Below are 15,595 nucleotides of genomic sequence, written 5' to 3'. Positions count from 1 at the left end.
CATACTAGTTATTCACTATCAGTATACTCTTTCTCAACTAGTATGTAAAGCAAAATAGCAACTTATTTCAAAAAATTTTTATTCCTTAAAAATCCCTTAAATTCAGGGGTTTTACTGTATACGGGTGTGTAAATATACAAAAAAAGTTCAAAAAACACTTTATTTTGTCGATTGATTGGAGTATAATAATTAAAATTATTCAAAAGGAGACACGAATATGAAAAAATCGAAGCTTGCTCTTTTAGCAGGTGTCGCCGCGGCTTCAACGCTTTTCCTTGCTGCATGTGGCTCATCTTCTAATGCGTCAAAAGGGACTACTTACAACTACGTGTATGGTACAGACCCTGATTCCTTGAACTATTTGACTTCAAATCGTTCAACTACAAGCGACATTACAACCAACTTGGTCGATGGTTTGTTTGAAAACGATCAATACGGTAACTTAGTGCCTGCTCTTGCTGAGGACTGGTCCGTTTCAAAAGATGGTCTGACTTATACTTACAAGCTTCGAAAAGATGCGAAGTGGTATGATTCAGAAGGAAATGAATACGCTGACGTCACTGCACAAGATTTCGTGACATCTCTAAAATACGTAGCAGATAAAAAATCGGATGCTCTTTACTTGGTTCAAAACTCAGTCAAAGGCTTGGATGACTATGTAAACGGGAAAACCAAAGACTTCTCAACCGTTGGGGTAAAAGCTGTTGATGATCACACTCTTCAATACACTTTGAACCAACCAGAATCTTTCTGGAATTCTAAATTGACGACTGCTACCATGATGCCAGTTAATGAAAAATTCTTGGAATCAGCTGGGAAAGACTTTGGTAGCGTGAAACCAAATGGTATCCTCTACAACGGTGCCTATATTTTGAAGTCCTTCACTTCAAAATCACAAATCGAGTTGGAAAAGAACCCTGAATACTACGATAAGAAAAATGTTCACATCGATACCGTTAAATTAACGTACTTCGATGGATCAGACCAAGACTATCTTGCTCGTAACTTCTCAGATGGTAACCTATCTACTGCTCGTCTCTTCCCAACTAGCTCAACCTACAGTACGATTGAGAAGAAATTCAAGGATAACATCGTTTATACCCCACAAGACTCTACTGTTTACTACGCTTACTTCAACGTCAACCGTCAAAACTACGGCCATACGAAGAAGACATCGGATGAGCAAAAGAACAGCACCAAGACAGCCCTTCAAAACAAAAACTTCCGTCAAGCTTTGAACTTTGCTTTAGATAGAACTTCCTACAGCGCTCAAGTTAACGGGAAAGACGGAGCAACCAAAACTCTTCGTACCCTTCTAGTTCCACCGACATTTGTGCAAGCAGACGGGAAAGACTTCGGTACTCTCGTTGAAGAAAAACTTGCCGCAACAGGAGATGAGTGGAAAGGTGTTAGCTTCGCAGATGCTCAAGATAGCTTGCATAATGTAGATAAAGCCAAAGCAGAACTTGAAAAAGCTAAGGCTGAATTGCAATCACAAGGTGTTCAATTCCCAATCCATATCGACTATGTTGTAGACCAATCTTCTAATGCTCTTGTCCAACAAGCAGACTCTATGAAGAGCTCAATCGAAGCGGCCCTTGGTAAAGACAATGTCGTGATCGATGTACAAAAATTGTCTACAGACGATGCTGATAACGCTACTTACTTTGCCCAATCACCAGACCAAAAAGACTTTGATATGGATATCACTGGTTGGGGACCTGACTTCCAAGACCCATCTACTTACTTGGATATCTTGAACCCAACAGATGGTTCAACCTTGACAGGTATGGGACTTGATCCTAAGAAAGACCAAGCGCTCATCGAGAAAATTGGTTTGAACGAATACAAAGCCTTGCTTGATGATGCCAATGCTGAAAAATTGGATACCAATGCACGTTATGAAAAATACGCTGCGGCCCAAGCTTGGTTGACAGAAAATGCTATGGTTCTTCCAATCTACTCTAAGGGTGGCGTTCCATCTATCACCAAGGTCACACCATTCTCAGCAGCAAATTCTGCAATTGGTATTAAAGGGGAAACAAGCTTCTTCAAATACCAAAAAGTTCAAGATAAGACCGTCACAACTGCTGACTACGAAAAAGCGTATAAGAATTGGTTAAAAGAAAAAGAAGAATCCAATAAAAAAGCGCAAGAAGAACTTGCAGAACATGTGAAATAATCACGATAGAAAACACCGAGGATCAAATCCTCGGTGTTTTTTGTTCAGCAACTTATCGTCACTTTCATTTCCTTTCTCGATCCTATAGAATCAGCCCTACCTCACGACAATCTTCCGATAACTTCTAGAAGTTAGAAGAAAGACGAGGACATAAGAGATGAAAAAGACAGCGCAGATGGAAAGAGTTGTTTGAAGGACCAGTCCCGCATTGGTCGCTCCTAAGATGGCAACGATCTTTGCAATCATCTTGTAGGCCACTCCTAGGTATAGGAAGGAGAAGAATAATGGAAGGAAGAAGACAGTGAGAATCTGTTTGCGAATGGTGGTGCCGGTTTTCTTTTGGTCCAATCCTACTTGTTGCAAGATCACAAAATTATCCCGATCCTCATGACCCTCTGAAATCTGTTTGTAGTAAATGACGAGTACTGTAGCTAATAGAAAGATGACCGATAGGAAAATCCCGATAAATAGAAGAGTCCCTGCTGTTTCACGCCAATCTTTCTCTATACTGTATCGATCAAATCCACCAAAATAAGTCGCACCATATTGACTGATTTTGTCTGTCGAATACAGCTCTTTGATCAAGCCAGAAATAAAATCTTGGTTATCTTTATTTTTAGCAGTAATAGAGAATTCCAAATTTTTATCAACTTTTAGTCCAAGTTGGTTCAAGTCAGGAAGAACCAGGTACAAACCCATTTGATGTTGAAACAGGTCGGATTGAGGGAGTTTTCCTTGGATAAAATTGGAGTCTAGTTTTTGTTTAATCGTGAAGGTCTTCCCATTGATTTCTAATTGCGAATCTAATTTTCCTGGATACTGATACCCATAGGCTAGGATTTCATTTTCCCCAAGCTCAACTTTTTGACCCGTCAGTTGCTCGTAAGTCGCCTGATCAAAAAAGTAGACTGTTCCCTCTGTCTTCATCTCCATCTCCTGACCAGCTTCTTGATAGGACTGTTCATAAACCTCTAAGCTCCTTCCATCAATCTTTCGAATTTCAGCCGACCAGTATATTGTCTGTGCCACCTGATAATCTGATAGATTTGTCGCATCGGCTGTTTTCTTAATTTGAGCTTGAACATCCTTGATAACTGGTTCTGTCTCAGCATCTGAAGGCATATGCCCCACACTAATCATGTAATCAGAAGGGTAAACAGTATCTAGGTAGTTCTGTCCTCCAATAAAGATATTGAGCGACCCAGTTAAGGTGACCAAGACCATGGTGGAAAGAATACTAATGGTCGCAAGACCCGCTGCATTTTTTCGCATCCGTGCTATTAAGTTGGAGACAGATATAAAATTCTCTGGCTTGTAATAGTAGGATTTCCGACCTTTGAGAAATCTTAAGAAGGTAATAGATCCTGCGTTGAATAAGAGATAGGTCGCTAGGATGACCAAGATGACGGCAATAAAGAATCCTTGAACCGCTGCAACTGGACGCTCAACGGTTAGCGCTATATAAAACGCAATTCCTAAGAGCCCAAGTCCTAAAAGAGTTTGGACCAGCAAGAAGCGTCCCTTCTTCTCTCCTGCTTTTTTCTGTTGCATGAGGTGGAGGGAACTGTAGCGCAAGAGGCGGAAAGAATTCAACAAGAGAATGAGGCCAAAAGCTAAGGCTAACCCAAGTAAAGTGTTAAGAACAGCCCCTATCTGGAAGGTTGATTGAATGACGACTGGTAGCCCCATACATTTTAGGAGCAAGGCAAAAATCAGGCGATCAAATAAGAGCCCCAAACCCAGTCCTACTCCAACTGTGAGAACATAGAAGAAGAGCAATTCCCATAAGGTCATGATGAGGAGATGCTTCTTCTCCATTCCCAGAACACTGTACAAGCCCAGTTCTTTGGAACGATTTTTCATGACAAAGCCATTGGCATAAGCCACCAAAATGATGACGACCAGCTGGACGACGAAACTACCAAAACCAAGAACAGTTCTCGCCGCCCCCCCTCCGTAAGAATCCTCTAAATGAGGGGTAGATGACAAGGCGATAAAACTATAAAGGATCATGGTCGTTAAAATGACAGCCAGGGCAAAGGGGTAATAGAGTTTGCGATTTTGTTTGAGGTTGGAAAGAGCTAATTTACTTGTTAATTTAAACATCACGATCCTCCTTACCCGCCATGACTGTCAAAGTATCCGAGATTTCTTGGAACATCTGACGTTCTGTCTTTTCCCCACGGAATATCTGGTTGTAAAGGATCCCGTCCTTGATAAAGAGCACGCGCTTGGCCCGAGCTGCCGCTGCCGTTGAGTGGGTTACCATGAGGATGGTTTGCCCCATACTATTAATATCTTCAAAGACATCTAGAAGTGCAGCCGAAGACTTGGAATCCAGCGCCCCTGTTGGCTCATCAGCAAGGAGGATTTCAGGTGAGGTGATGATAGCCCGTGCCACAGCCACCCGTTGTTTTTGCCCACCAGAGATTTCGTAAGGGTATTTTTCTAAGAGCTGGTGAATGCCCAATTCCCGACTCACGATATCCACCTTGCTCATCATTTCCTTGACTGGTCTGCGAGAAAGGACCAGAGGCAAGAGGATATTGTCCTTGACCGATAAGGTATCGAGAAGGTTGAAATCTTGAAAGACAAAGCCTAGTTTTTCCCGACGGAAACTGGAGGCATCCTTGTTCTTGATGGTTGAGGTGTCGGTGCCATTGAGGTAGACCCGTCCTTCCGTCGGCTGGTCCAGCATGGCCAGGATATTGAGGAGGGTCGATTTCCCGGATCCTGATTCCCCCATGATGGCGACGTATTCGCCCTTTTCAACAGTGAAGTGAATATCTTTTAGGGCTTCGACCTGCGTTCCTTGAAAGCGGGTTTTGTAGATCTTTTTGATATGTTGAACGTCTAGTAGGGTCATGGTCTGTTCCTTTCTAGCTCGATAAAAGCTTCAATCCATTTTTACAAATCTATTGTACTAAAACTGAAAGGCTTTCACCATAACATAACCTTACATTTTACCCTTTATTTCTTACATTTTTGTAAGAAAGCAAAAATAGGCTGGGACTTCAAGTCCTAACCTATTTTTTTATTGATTATTCAGCTGATGAAGAGAGCAATGGTGCAATTGATTGATAAGCACCTTCAAGAGCTTTTTGGGCAATATCGCGAGCATTTTTCAATTGTTGTGCGAATTGACTACGAGCTTGTTCAGGAACAACTGTATCATCAGAACCTGCAGCTGAAAGTGTATCGTTAAATGTTTTTCTTGCAGTCTCCATAGATTGGATCGCAGGATCTACTTGCTTATTATAGGCATCTTTACCAGATGCTGGGATCTTGTCACCAATCTCTTTGACATATTTTGTGTAGTTGTCAATCATTTTTCCATAAATGGTTTTCATATCACCAAGTGTTTTGGCGTTGTCGATTTCTTCATCAGTTAACAAGACAATTTCTGGAATTTCAACAGAAGAGGTTGCTGATTTAGACGATTTTGATGAACTGCTTGATTTGCTTTCTGAAGTAGATGATTTTTCTACTTTGCTAGAAGAAGCTTTTGCATCTTTGCTTGATGATTTTGAAGCAGTTTTACCAGAACAAGCTGCTAACGTTGCAACGGACAAGAGAGCCACACCGGCTGTAAGAAGTTTTTTCATATTTTTTCTCCTATAAATAAAGAATGAATATATTTTAAATGATTTTCCTTTAATTGTCAAACATTTTCTGTTTTCAAATACTTATGCACCGCCAATTATCACTAGTTTTTAACATATTTTATATCCTAAAAATTATTTCTTTTATTGTATCTTTATTCATTCTTTGAATAAACAAAACCAGAAAAACACTCCTTTTCTGGTTTATTCTTCTTTTTATTGATGAAGCAACTGTGTAAATTCTTCTTGAAGTTCCTTGTTGTCCGTTGGTTTTAGATACATCTTTCCTCCATTGGTCGTTGGAGAATGAAAGACAATGCCTTCTCCTGTATCTGTAATGGCAAAGAAATAACTATGCACATCTGGATACTTGTCCCAATTGCTATAGCGTTCCACGATGCGGTATTTTGCATTTCCTTGACCAGTATCTGTATAAATGGCATCCATCTTACTATTTTCCCCTAGAGTATAGAGGTTGTCTGGTCCTACATCACCGCCAGCGATGCCTTTTTGATAGTTGGGTTGGCCCATCTTTTCGCCCCAGGTCTTCATAAATTCTGCTAATTTTGCTGATTTTTCAGCATTCCAAGGCGTTTTTTCCTGGCTTTGGCTATTTCCCGCCGATGGTGTGCTGTCAAAAGCTTGCCAGTCAAAACTCTTGAGATCCAGTTTATCCTCATCCGATTTTCCAAAGAGGGAATTCAGATCTGACCCCGGTACTTGGACTTCTTCTTCCTGGACTTTGGTCGCAGCTTGAGGCGTCTTTTCTATCCGTGAGAGCACGGCTACTCCTCGACCAGTACCAGATAACCAACTCACTTCTAGGACTTCTCCTCCCTGATAGAGGGTCGTCGCATTGCGCGCTCCACCGTGTCCAGCGACAAAACCTTCGGCTAGCAGAGTCGGTTTTTGGTCCTTGAGGTAATAAACTCCTGTCACAAAGTAGCTTCCATCAGTCTGCTGATTGGCGATGATCATCTCATCTACCCCATCGTTATTTAAGTCCTTAAAGGCATAGCGGACAGCTTCTGGCTGATTGATGATAGTCTCGATCACCCAGCTATTGATCATCCGATCTTCTTTAGCTAATGCATCATTCAATTTGGAAATGGCATCTAACTCTTTTGAAGTGGCAAAAATCTTTTGGTAGTCTGAAAAAACAGACTGGTATAATTGTTTGTTATCTGCTTTTTTCGCTTGTTTTTTTGCTGAAGTCTGGCTCGTTGCAGCCTCTTTTTTAGGACTGGACTGACGTTGGTATCTTTGGTAACATCCTGTTAACATGACCATACTCGAAGCCACTAACCCTAAGGGCACCCATTGTTTTCTTTTCATCTGATCTCCTTTACTCTCCCCTATTTTCATACTAAACTTTATTATACTAAAAAAAGAGTGAGGAAGGAATCCCTTCTTCACACTTAGTTTTCTTTATTCGGATTCTTTCTACGATCCGTTTGACTTTCAATATGCTCTTTCACCAAGGCAACCACCTCATCATTGGTTGGAAGGTCCGAGTGCTGAGCATCTTCCCCCGTCACTGTAATCTCCGTGTAGCTAGCTGCTTGGTTTTGGTAGATATATTTCCCAGCAGAAACACTGGTATCTGGGACCAACTCATCTGAATCATAGGTGATGGTCCCTGCTACTGAATACATATGAAGTGTATTGGGGATGGCTTCTTTTCCCTTGATAAAATCGGCCAACATCTCAGATTTATTCTTGATATTGGTCTCCGTGAAATTATAGGGAGTTCCGATGGTCATAAGGGTCTTGAGATCGATATCATAATCTCCCAGATAATTTTCAATAAAGGCTGTATAAATCAAGCCACCATTGGAATGACCCAAGCCCTTAAAATTATTAAAATTATATTTTTCTTGAAGGGCTTCGAAGGCTTGATTGAATAGTTTGGCTTGCTTTTTAATGTTGCTATAGCCATCTTTGTTATTTTCAAAACCAACTACAATTACCGGCTCATTGTCCTTGGCATCCATACTTCCACTATAGGTGATATGCCCATCATTCCAAACTTTGACCTTGAGCAGGCTGTGTTTGGTTCCTTGGCGGTCTTGGTTGAGCTTGGTCACCAAGCCATCAAAGCGATTCTCTGTTGCGGAACTTCCTGGAATCATGATGATGGGAGACAATTTTGAATTATAAAATTTCTCAATTTTTGAAACATTGGTCCGAGTCCAGCTATAAGAAGGAATGGCTAAAGCGATCAAGAAAAGACTGACCAAAGTAAGGACGATGGCTGTTTTTTTAGATTGCTTCATCGCTTTCTCCTTTCACTTTTAAATCTTTTCGAATACGATTTCCCATACGGACAAATGGTAGATAAAGGAGCACATCGACGGCAAAACAAAGGAGACTCACAGCTAAGGCTCTCAGACTTCCTCCCGTTCCAATAAAGGCATAGAGAAGGCTAGGAGTCCCATCTGGCACTGGATAGACAGCCGCTGGCATCAGTTTGAAGCACAAAGCCACTGCTGCAATTCCCATATTCACCAAGGGGATCAATAAAAAGGGAATCACATAAAGCAGATTGAGAAGGACCGGGATTCCGACCATGAATGGAGCACCATTGTTAAAGAGACTTGGAAAGAGACTGAGGAGGCTGACTTTCTTGTCCTTTTGACTTCGTGAAACCAATAAGATTGCAACCAAAAGTGCTAGGACAGCACCAACTCCCGCCACCATGCCAAAACTGCGGTACAAATTGGTCAAGGTATAGAGATGAGGAATTCCTGTCGTCGTATGATGCGTCACAGCGTAGGTCAGATTTTCCAGGGCAAAACTATCATCCGCAATTGAGTTCAAGGCAAAGGCTTGACTGTTGCCGACCCAAGCAGACAGGCCACTAAATAATCCCATAGCAAAGGTCGACAGGAGATGATGGCTGCTTACAGTGAGAGAAGCCAAGAACTGTTGGATAGTCTGAAAAATATTAAATTGGTTCCCAAGAACCAAAAGAAGATTGAGGCTGACCCCTAGAACTAAGGATAAGAAAATGGGACGCACCGTCTTGGGTTGATAGATGAAATCCTTGTCTACAATCTGGTCGTCACTGGCCTTGGATAGACGAAAGATCTGCCCAATTAGATAGCCTAAAAAAATCGCTAAGACGATATTGGTCGTCGCAGGTAAGGTGATACGCGTCAGTTGCCCGTCATGGAGGGGTCCCACCAACAATTCCTGAGACCCCACTATTAGACTGACCAAAAGAGCTGTCACTCCAGCTGTCCCTGTACTTCTACCATAGTGCCCAGCTGTATATTTTCCAGCGAAGTAGGTCACTAAAGGCCCAGCTAGACCTCCTAAAAAATTGGAAAAATTAATGAGGACTTGGCTAATTGCCTGATCCCATGGCAACCAACTATCCATCGAAAAGAGCTGATGGATATAGCCTCGATCGGAGAAGACCGATAGAGCGATCACCCGAATAATACCTGAAAATAGGAAAAAGGGAAATAAGGAAACCAACGTTTTCTGGGAAATTTGAATCAAACTTTTTTCTCGTAACCAGAAAAATTTCTGGACTAAATACTTGGTCATGGCGCCCCCATTCGTGTTTAGTGATTTGTTCATGTTGCTTACTTTCTTCTTATTATATCATACTGGCGAGTGATCTCTTCTGTTTGGAGACGCTCCAACTTTTGAGAACACTTTTAAAATTTTCAAAATTTTTCAAAAATTCTTTGACAGGGGTCTTCATTTCCTCTATACTATTTGTTAGCTAACAAAACGATGGATCGGGTTACCGTTGGTCTTGCTATGCTCCTAGCGATTGGAGCTGACGGAAAATCAAATCGTTCCCATGGATTTTCATCCGATTTTATACCATAGTCCATATCTTTAGGAAGATTTAGGAGGAATCAGACACCGATGTCACAAGAAAAAATTTCAGCCAAGGTCCTATACGCTATTTTTGCGACAGGGATCCTTTCCTTTTGCGGGGTGGCTGGAGAAACTGCCATGAATATCACCTTCCCAATATTGATGAAGGAATTTGAAATCAATACCGCAACCGTTCAGTGGGTCACCACCATCTATCTTCTAGTGGTTGCCTGTGTAGTCCCCTTATCTGCCTACCTCAAACGCTCCTTCAAAATGAAGTCCATCTTTTTAGTTGGAAATCTCCTGTCTGTTTTAGGTGTTCTCATTGACTTTCTAGCTCCAAGTTTTGGCTTTGTGGTTTTGGGTCGATTGGTTCAAGGAATGGGGGTTGGTTTTGCTCTTCCTCTGATGTTTAATATCATTTTAGAGCAGGTCCCAAAACGCAAGATCGGTCTCATGATGGGAGTGGGGACCCTGATTACAGCTATCGCTCCCGCTATTGGACCTACTGTCGGTGGTCTCTTGACGGCTAACTTCGGTTGGCGGTCCATCTTTTTAGTGCAATTCCCGATCCTTTTGGCTTCACTGGTTGCAGGGCTTCGCTCCATTGAGCAAATCAGTACAGTCAAGCGGGAAACGCTTGATATCATGAGCCTTCTCGCCATTATTGCTTCATTTTTAGGCTTGATTCTAGGCATTCACGGTCTCTCTGACCATGCTTTCTTTAGTTTTTCTGTCCTTGGCTGGCTGATGATCGGAATCTTGGGACTGGTTCTCTTAGTCTGGCGGTCCAATCAGTTGGAGACTCCCATTATCAACCTTTCCATCTTAAAGAACCATCTCCTCACTGGCCATGTTCTTGCCTTTTTCACTTTCCAACTAGGTTCTCTGGCCATGAGTTTCCTCTTGCCCAATTATATCCAGTTGGTCAACCACTCTAACACCACACTTGCAGCTTTGATGCTGCTTCCAGGAGCCATCATCGGAGCTGGCTTTGCTCCTTTCTCCGGTCTCATTCTAGATAAACTAGGCGCCCGCAAACCGATTCTCCTTGGAGCTGCTTTAATCCTTCTAGCCCATTTCCACTTCACCCTTTTTGCCCTGAAGCTGACAAATGGCTTGATTCTCATCTTTTACATGATCTTCATGACCGGTATGGGACTTGCCTTTGGCAATATCATGACCAACGGACAAAAACAACTCTCTCTGGAAGAGCAACCCGATGCGAACGCGATCTTTAACACCCTGCAACAATTTGCAGGCGCTGTCGGAACAACCCTGGCTTCCTTGATCGTTGCCATGAGCCAAGCTAATCAAAAGATGGACTTCACCCAAGCCACTGCTAAAGGAAGTCGCAACGGTTTTATGGTCCTATTTGCCTTAGGCATCTTCCAACTCCTTCTCTTATTTTGGGTTGTCGGAAAAGAAAATGAAACCAACTAATTTATCTCATTAAAAAAGGGTTGGGCAAAAAACTGTCCAACCTTCGATCTTTGATAGAAATAACTGTATGACGCAGTGGTTGATTGCTCAAAGCACTGCTTTGAGGTGGTAGATAGGACTTGCGAAGCAAGTTTCCTAAGTATTTGTTCGCTTGATTAAGCTCCAAAGAAGACCTAATGATGGAAACAAAGTTTCCTTTATCTACAACCTTCAACAGTCTCCCAGACTGTTGAAGCTATGCGGGGGAGGGAAAATTGAAAAGGTTTGGGGAACCTTTTCAAACTTTTTAATTTTAGGAGTTCTTTCCCATTCCCTTTTTATTATCCTTTTCTGACCCGTGTGACAATGCCATCAGGATCTTCAAAGGTAAAGTCACTTCCGCTAAATAAACCTTGCTAGAATAGGCGTATGCCCTATTCTTTCTTTTTTGCTTGCAATGCCAAAGATTATAACTTAAATTTCATTAAATTGTCGAACTTTTATCATTTGAGTTAAAATCCTTGCTTTCTTTTTGTATTTTATTTATAATCATTCTAAATAAGATAAAGGAGACATTGTATGACTGAAATGAAACATGGAGTAGATGAATCATTTAGCGATCGATTGAATATCTTGAGAGCCGCTGTTCTCGGGGCCAATGATGGGATTATTTCTATTGCTGGGGTGGTGATTGGGGTAGCCAGTGCTACACCAAACATCTGGATCATTTTCCTATCTGGCTTATCGGCGATTCTGGCAGGTGCCTTTTCGATGGCGGGCGGTGAGTATGTCTCTGTTTCCACACAAAAAGACACGGAAGAAGCCGCTGTGAACCGCGAACAAGCCTTGTTGGATCGCGATCCCAAGTTAGCGAGAGAATCTCTCTACCACGCTTATCTTCAAAATGGAGAATGCGAAACTTCCGCAAAGATTTTGACAGAACGAGCCTTTCTGAAACATCCCCTCAAAGCCCTGGTCGAAGAGAAATATGGTATTGAATACGAGGAGTTTACCAATCCTTGGCATGCTGCTGCATCTAGCTTCCTTGCTTTTTCGGTTGGTTCCCTTCCTCCAATGCTCTCTATCATTCTCTTTCCAGCTGCCTATCGCATTCCGGTGACAGTCTTCGTTGTTGGACTATCCTTGATCTTCACTGGCTATACCAGTGCAAAACTGGGAAAAGCACCAACCAAGCCAGCCATGCTTCGCAACCTCATCATTGGACTTCTCACCATGGGTGTGACTTACTTCTTCGGACAACTCTTTAGTATCTAAAAAAGCTGAGAATTTTGTCTCAGCTTTTTCTTATGCTTCTAATAGATCTTGTGCTTGTTTTTTCAGTCCTGCGACCGCTTCATCTGTCAAGATTAATTCGCCTGTTCCCCAGGCTTCTGGGTTTACGGTTGTTCCAGTGAACTCTCCAACTACTTGAGTTCGAACGAATGGCAAAAGCGCTTGGTATGCCGCAAACATTGGTTCGTGTCCGGCATTGGCTACTGAAGAAACCGTTACGATCTTATCTTGAAGGGCAGATGGACCACGAGTTTCTGACAGGTCAAGGGCACGGCTCAGCCAGTCGATCAGGTTTTTCACTACACCTGGAATAGCAAAGTTATAGACTGGCGAGAAGATCCAGATGGCATCCGCAGCAAGAACCGCATCACGCGCTGCCTGCACAGCAGGCAGGGTTGGTGTTTCCAAATCTTGGTTCATCATTGGAATGTCCTTGTAGTCCAAGTAAGTCACCGTTGCTTTTCCTTCCAGAAGGCTTTCTGCTTTCTTAGCCATTTGGTGGTTAAAAGATCCTTGACGAAGAGATCCGACGATAAATAAAATGTTTTTCATAGTTGTTTCCTCTTTCTGTTGTAAGATTTTTTGTTACAATAGCTATTATACACGATCATAATGTAATGTCAAGGGTTACAACTCGGACATTTTAAACTTTTATTCCATTTCACTAAGGGAGGGGCAAGAGGAGTGAGAAAAAAAGGTTGGATAAAAGTTTCCAACCTTCAATAAATCATAACCGTATAAATCTGTAGAGGATCAAGATCCAAAAATAACGAACTCCTGACGATCTTTACAATCCATTTTAGAACTACTTTTTTCTCAGCAAGGTAATTCTCGAAGTTTCATTGTTCCCAAAATTCTGTTCACGCTACTACTCCTCGTCAGACGAATCCGTAGCCAACATTTTTTTGATGGATTCGCTGGATAAATCCGTCATTTCAGCAATCATCTCGATACTCATCCCCTTCAAAGATAGTTTTTGAATCAGAGACTGCTGACCAGCTTGAACTCCCAACTCCATGCCTTCTTGTCTGCCTTGTTCCAATCCCTGTTCAAGACCACGCTCGAGACCTTGTTCAAGACCACGCTCGAGTCCCTGTTCGAGTCCCTGTTCAAGACCTTGTTCGAGACCTTGTTCGAGTCCCTGTTCAAGACCTTTTTTCAACCCTTTCTGAAATCCGGCTTCCAGTTGTTCTTTCCGAAAGGTATCCATGCTCATTTCCCAATTTTCTCTGATACGAATCCGTTCATCAATCATTTCTTTTTCCTCCCTTGTCCAGTTTGATGGGATCAGGAGTGATTCTGCCTGCTCGATCACTTGGTCTGGTTGATGACTGAATGGGCGATTGCCAAAAAATTCAAGCCATTGTCTCCAGTGAGCATTCAACTCCGTATCTCTACTTTCATTATACTTATCCAACTCTAAAAAGGCAACCTTTAACATATTGTGCGCTACTCCATCCTTTCGAGAGCTATAAAGAGGTGTCCCATCTACCGTATGACGCATTTCATAGACATTGACGGGTGAATCTAAATGAGGAAAAATACTTCGCTCCAGGATAGCGATCCCATAGACCGGCTCCAGCTCCTGGTACATAGAATGGGTCGCTCCTTTCTTTCGCTTGCGTTGGACATTTTCTACCAGTTGATTGGCTAAATAATAGTGGAAACGATTCAAGAAATACTCTTGCTTCAAAACTTGAATCTCAATGATCACTTCAAGCCCGCTATCTAGCCTTGCTCTCACATCAACGGAAGTTTCAAAAGGAAGATCTCCTAAAAACCCCTGCTCATGGATCTGGTCTCCTTCTAAAATCTCAACGGACTCTACTGGCAGATCCAATACTTCGCGGATGAATTTGGCTGTCACATCCGGCAGACTAAAAATCTTTTTTGCCATTAAATCCAAGGTGGGCGATACATACTCGTGTCGTTTCTTCATAGCAACCTCCGATGATTTCGTATAGGGAATCCCCTCACTTATACCATTCGAAAAAATTGCAGAAAAAAGGGAGTGGGAAAGAACTCCGTAAAATAAAAAAAGTTGAAAAGGTTCCCCAAACCTTTTCAATCTTCCCACACCCGCATAGTTGAGTAGGGCTGTAAAAGCTGATGAAATCAGCGTAGTAGAGCCCACTCAACCACTGCGTCTTGCTCGACAATCCAAAATTAATTGAGAGGCTAGGACTTTTGTCCCAGCCTCCTCTCTTTTATGCATGCTCCAGCCCTTTTCGTGTGTTTTCCTTGATGGTTTCGGCTGAATGGAGTAATTTTTCTTTTTCTTCTTTTGTCAAATGCAAGTCCAATCGTTCGATAATTCCTTTTCGACCTACAATCGCTGGATAGCCAAGATAAGTTCCATATTCTGGACGATAGTTAGACACCGGCATTTCCTCGTGGCTATCATTGATCACAGCTTCTGCTAAGCGTTGGGCTGCTGCAGCAATCCCAAAGTTGGTATAGAATTTACCAAAAAAGACAGTATGACCACCACGCAAGGACTCGTAGTTAATGGCATCCAGCTCTTCTTGAGAGAAGAGATCGGTAATGGCGTGTCCTTTGACACGGACCTGACTCCAAGCAACAAATTGAGAATTTCCATGCTCACCAAGGTTATAGCCTGATACACTAGCAGGAGAAACCTGCAAACGATCGGCGACTGCGCGCTTCATCCGAGCTGTATCCAGCAAGGTCCCTGTCCCAATCACCTGCTCTTTTGGAAGGCCGGTATATTGTTGATAGAGTTGAGTGACGGCATCGACCGGATTGGTCACTACCAATAAGACCCCACTAAAGCCAGAATCCTTCAAATCACGCGCTACTTGCACCACTTGCTTGCTAGTAAAAGGAAGCTCCGCAAAACGGTCATCTGTGTTATTAGCCTGTAACTCGATATTTCCAAGAGTCGACACCACGACATCCGCATCTTTTAAAGCCGCGTAGTCATTGACCGTGATATGAACCGGATACCCCGTATTAGCAACTGTATCACAGAAATCCAAGGCATCTGCCTTGACCTTTTTCTCATTGGTATCAATCAAGACCAAGTGATCACAGGTGTGTTTCAAAATCATGCTGTGGGCCAAGGTCGCACCCACATGCCCCAAACCAATAATACCAATTTTTCTTGTCATCAGAATCCTCTTTTCTAGTATCGATCACACTGTTGGTGAGGATAGCTCTTTGTTGACTCTATTCTACCACAATTCTAGAAAGGTAGATTGAAAAAGTTGGGAAAATTTTTCAAGTTTTTTTCAAAAAA

General features: G+C 42.3%; 12 protein-coding genes. 3 read left to right on the top strand and 9 right to left on the bottom strand.

Annotation, left to right across the window (positions count from 1 at the left end):
- Positions 1-217: 217 nt before the first annotated feature.
- On the top strand, positions 218-2,182 hold the full coding sequence (locus tag NMM13_RS04330) for a peptide ABC transporter substrate-binding protein (RefSeq protein WP_254727914.1): 1,965 nt from the start codon (positions 218-220) through the stop codon (positions 2,180-2,182).
- Positions 2,183-2,278: 96 nt separating this feature from the next.
- Here NMM13_RS04330 and NMM13_RS04325 read toward each other — a convergent pair whose 3' ends face one another.
- From NMM13_RS04325 to NMM13_RS04300, 6 genes are all read right to left on the bottom strand, one after another.
- Positions 2,279-4,288, bottom strand: coding sequence for an FtsX-like permease family protein (locus NMM13_RS04325; protein ID WP_254727915.1), 2,010 nt, complete (start codon positions 4,286-4,288; stop codon positions 2,279-2,281).
- A complete protein-coding gene (locus NMM13_RS04320) occupies positions 4,281-5,048 on the bottom strand; it encodes an ABC transporter ATP-binding protein (RefSeq protein ID WP_254727917.1) in 768 nt (255 codons plus the stop codon). The genes NMM13_RS04325 and NMM13_RS04320 overlap by 8 nt, the downstream gene beginning before the upstream one ends.
- Before the next feature lie 175 nt (positions 5,049-5,223).
- Positions 5,224-5,787 (bottom strand): hypothetical protein, encoded by a 564-nt coding sequence (locus NMM13_RS04315; protein ID WP_254727920.1) that lies wholly within the window; start codon positions 5,785-5,787, stop codon positions 5,224-5,226.
- A 213-nt stretch (positions 5,788-6,000) separates the two neighbouring features.
- On the bottom strand, positions 6,001-7,119 hold the full coding sequence (locus NMM13_RS04310) for a DUF4767 domain-containing protein (RefSeq protein ID WP_254727922.1): 1,119 nt from the start codon (positions 7,117-7,119) through the stop codon (positions 6,001-6,003).
- Positions 7,120-7,202: 83 nt separating this feature from the next.
- A complete protein-coding gene (locus tag NMM13_RS04305) occupies positions 7,203-8,060 on the bottom strand; it encodes an alpha/beta hydrolase (protein ID WP_251458062.1) in 858 nt (285 codons plus the stop codon).
- On the bottom strand, positions 8,047-9,339 hold the full coding sequence (locus NMM13_RS04300) for a PTS transporter subunit EIIC (protein WP_201089387.1): 1,293 nt from the start codon (positions 9,337-9,339) through the stop codon (positions 8,047-8,049). The genes NMM13_RS04305 and NMM13_RS04300 overlap by 14 nt, the downstream gene beginning before the upstream one ends.
- 330 nt (positions 9,340-9,669) lie before the next feature.
- Between NMM13_RS04300 and NMM13_RS04295 the strand changes: the two genes are divergently transcribed.
- The gene (locus NMM13_RS04295) at positions 9,670-11,064 is read left to right on the top strand and encodes an MFS transporter (RefSeq protein ID WP_254727924.1); all 1,395 of its coding nucleotides are present in this window, start codon (positions 9,670-9,672) and stop codon (positions 11,062-11,064) included.
- 558 nt (positions 11,065-11,622) lie between these two features.
- Positions 11,623-12,318, top strand: a complete 696-nt coding sequence (locus tag NMM13_RS04290; protein WP_254727926.1) for a VIT family protein — start codon at positions 11,623-11,625, stop codon at positions 12,316-12,318.
- Between the two features lie 30 nt (positions 12,319-12,348).
- Here the strand turns inward: NMM13_RS04290 and NMM13_RS04285 are convergent, their stop codons facing one another.
- The 3 genes from NMM13_RS04285 to NMM13_RS04275 form a co-directional block, all read right to left on the bottom strand.
- Entirely contained in the window at positions 12,349-12,888 is a 540-nt protein-coding gene (locus tag NMM13_RS04285; protein ID WP_254727928.1) for an NADPH-dependent FMN reductase, read from the bottom strand.
- 316 nt (positions 12,889-13,204) lie between these two features.
- A complete protein-coding gene (locus NMM13_RS04280; RefSeq protein ID WP_254727929.1) occupies positions 13,205-14,275 on the bottom strand; it encodes an Rpn family recombination-promoting nuclease/putative transposase in 1,071 nt (356 codons plus the stop codon).
- A gap of 268 nt (positions 14,276-14,543) precedes the next feature.
- Positions 14,544-15,467, bottom strand: a complete 924-nt coding sequence (locus NMM13_RS04275) for an L-lactate dehydrogenase (RefSeq protein WP_254727931.1) — start codon at positions 15,465-15,467, stop codon at positions 14,544-14,546.
- Positions 15,468-15,595 lie beyond the last annotated feature (128 nt).

Source organism: Streptococcus sp. CF8_St5-11, assembly GCF_024295625.1.
Taxonomy (GTDB): domain Bacteria; phylum Bacillota; class Bacilli; order Lactobacillales; family Streptococcaceae; genus Streptococcus.
This window is presented reverse-complemented; position numbering and strand designations above follow the sequence as displayed.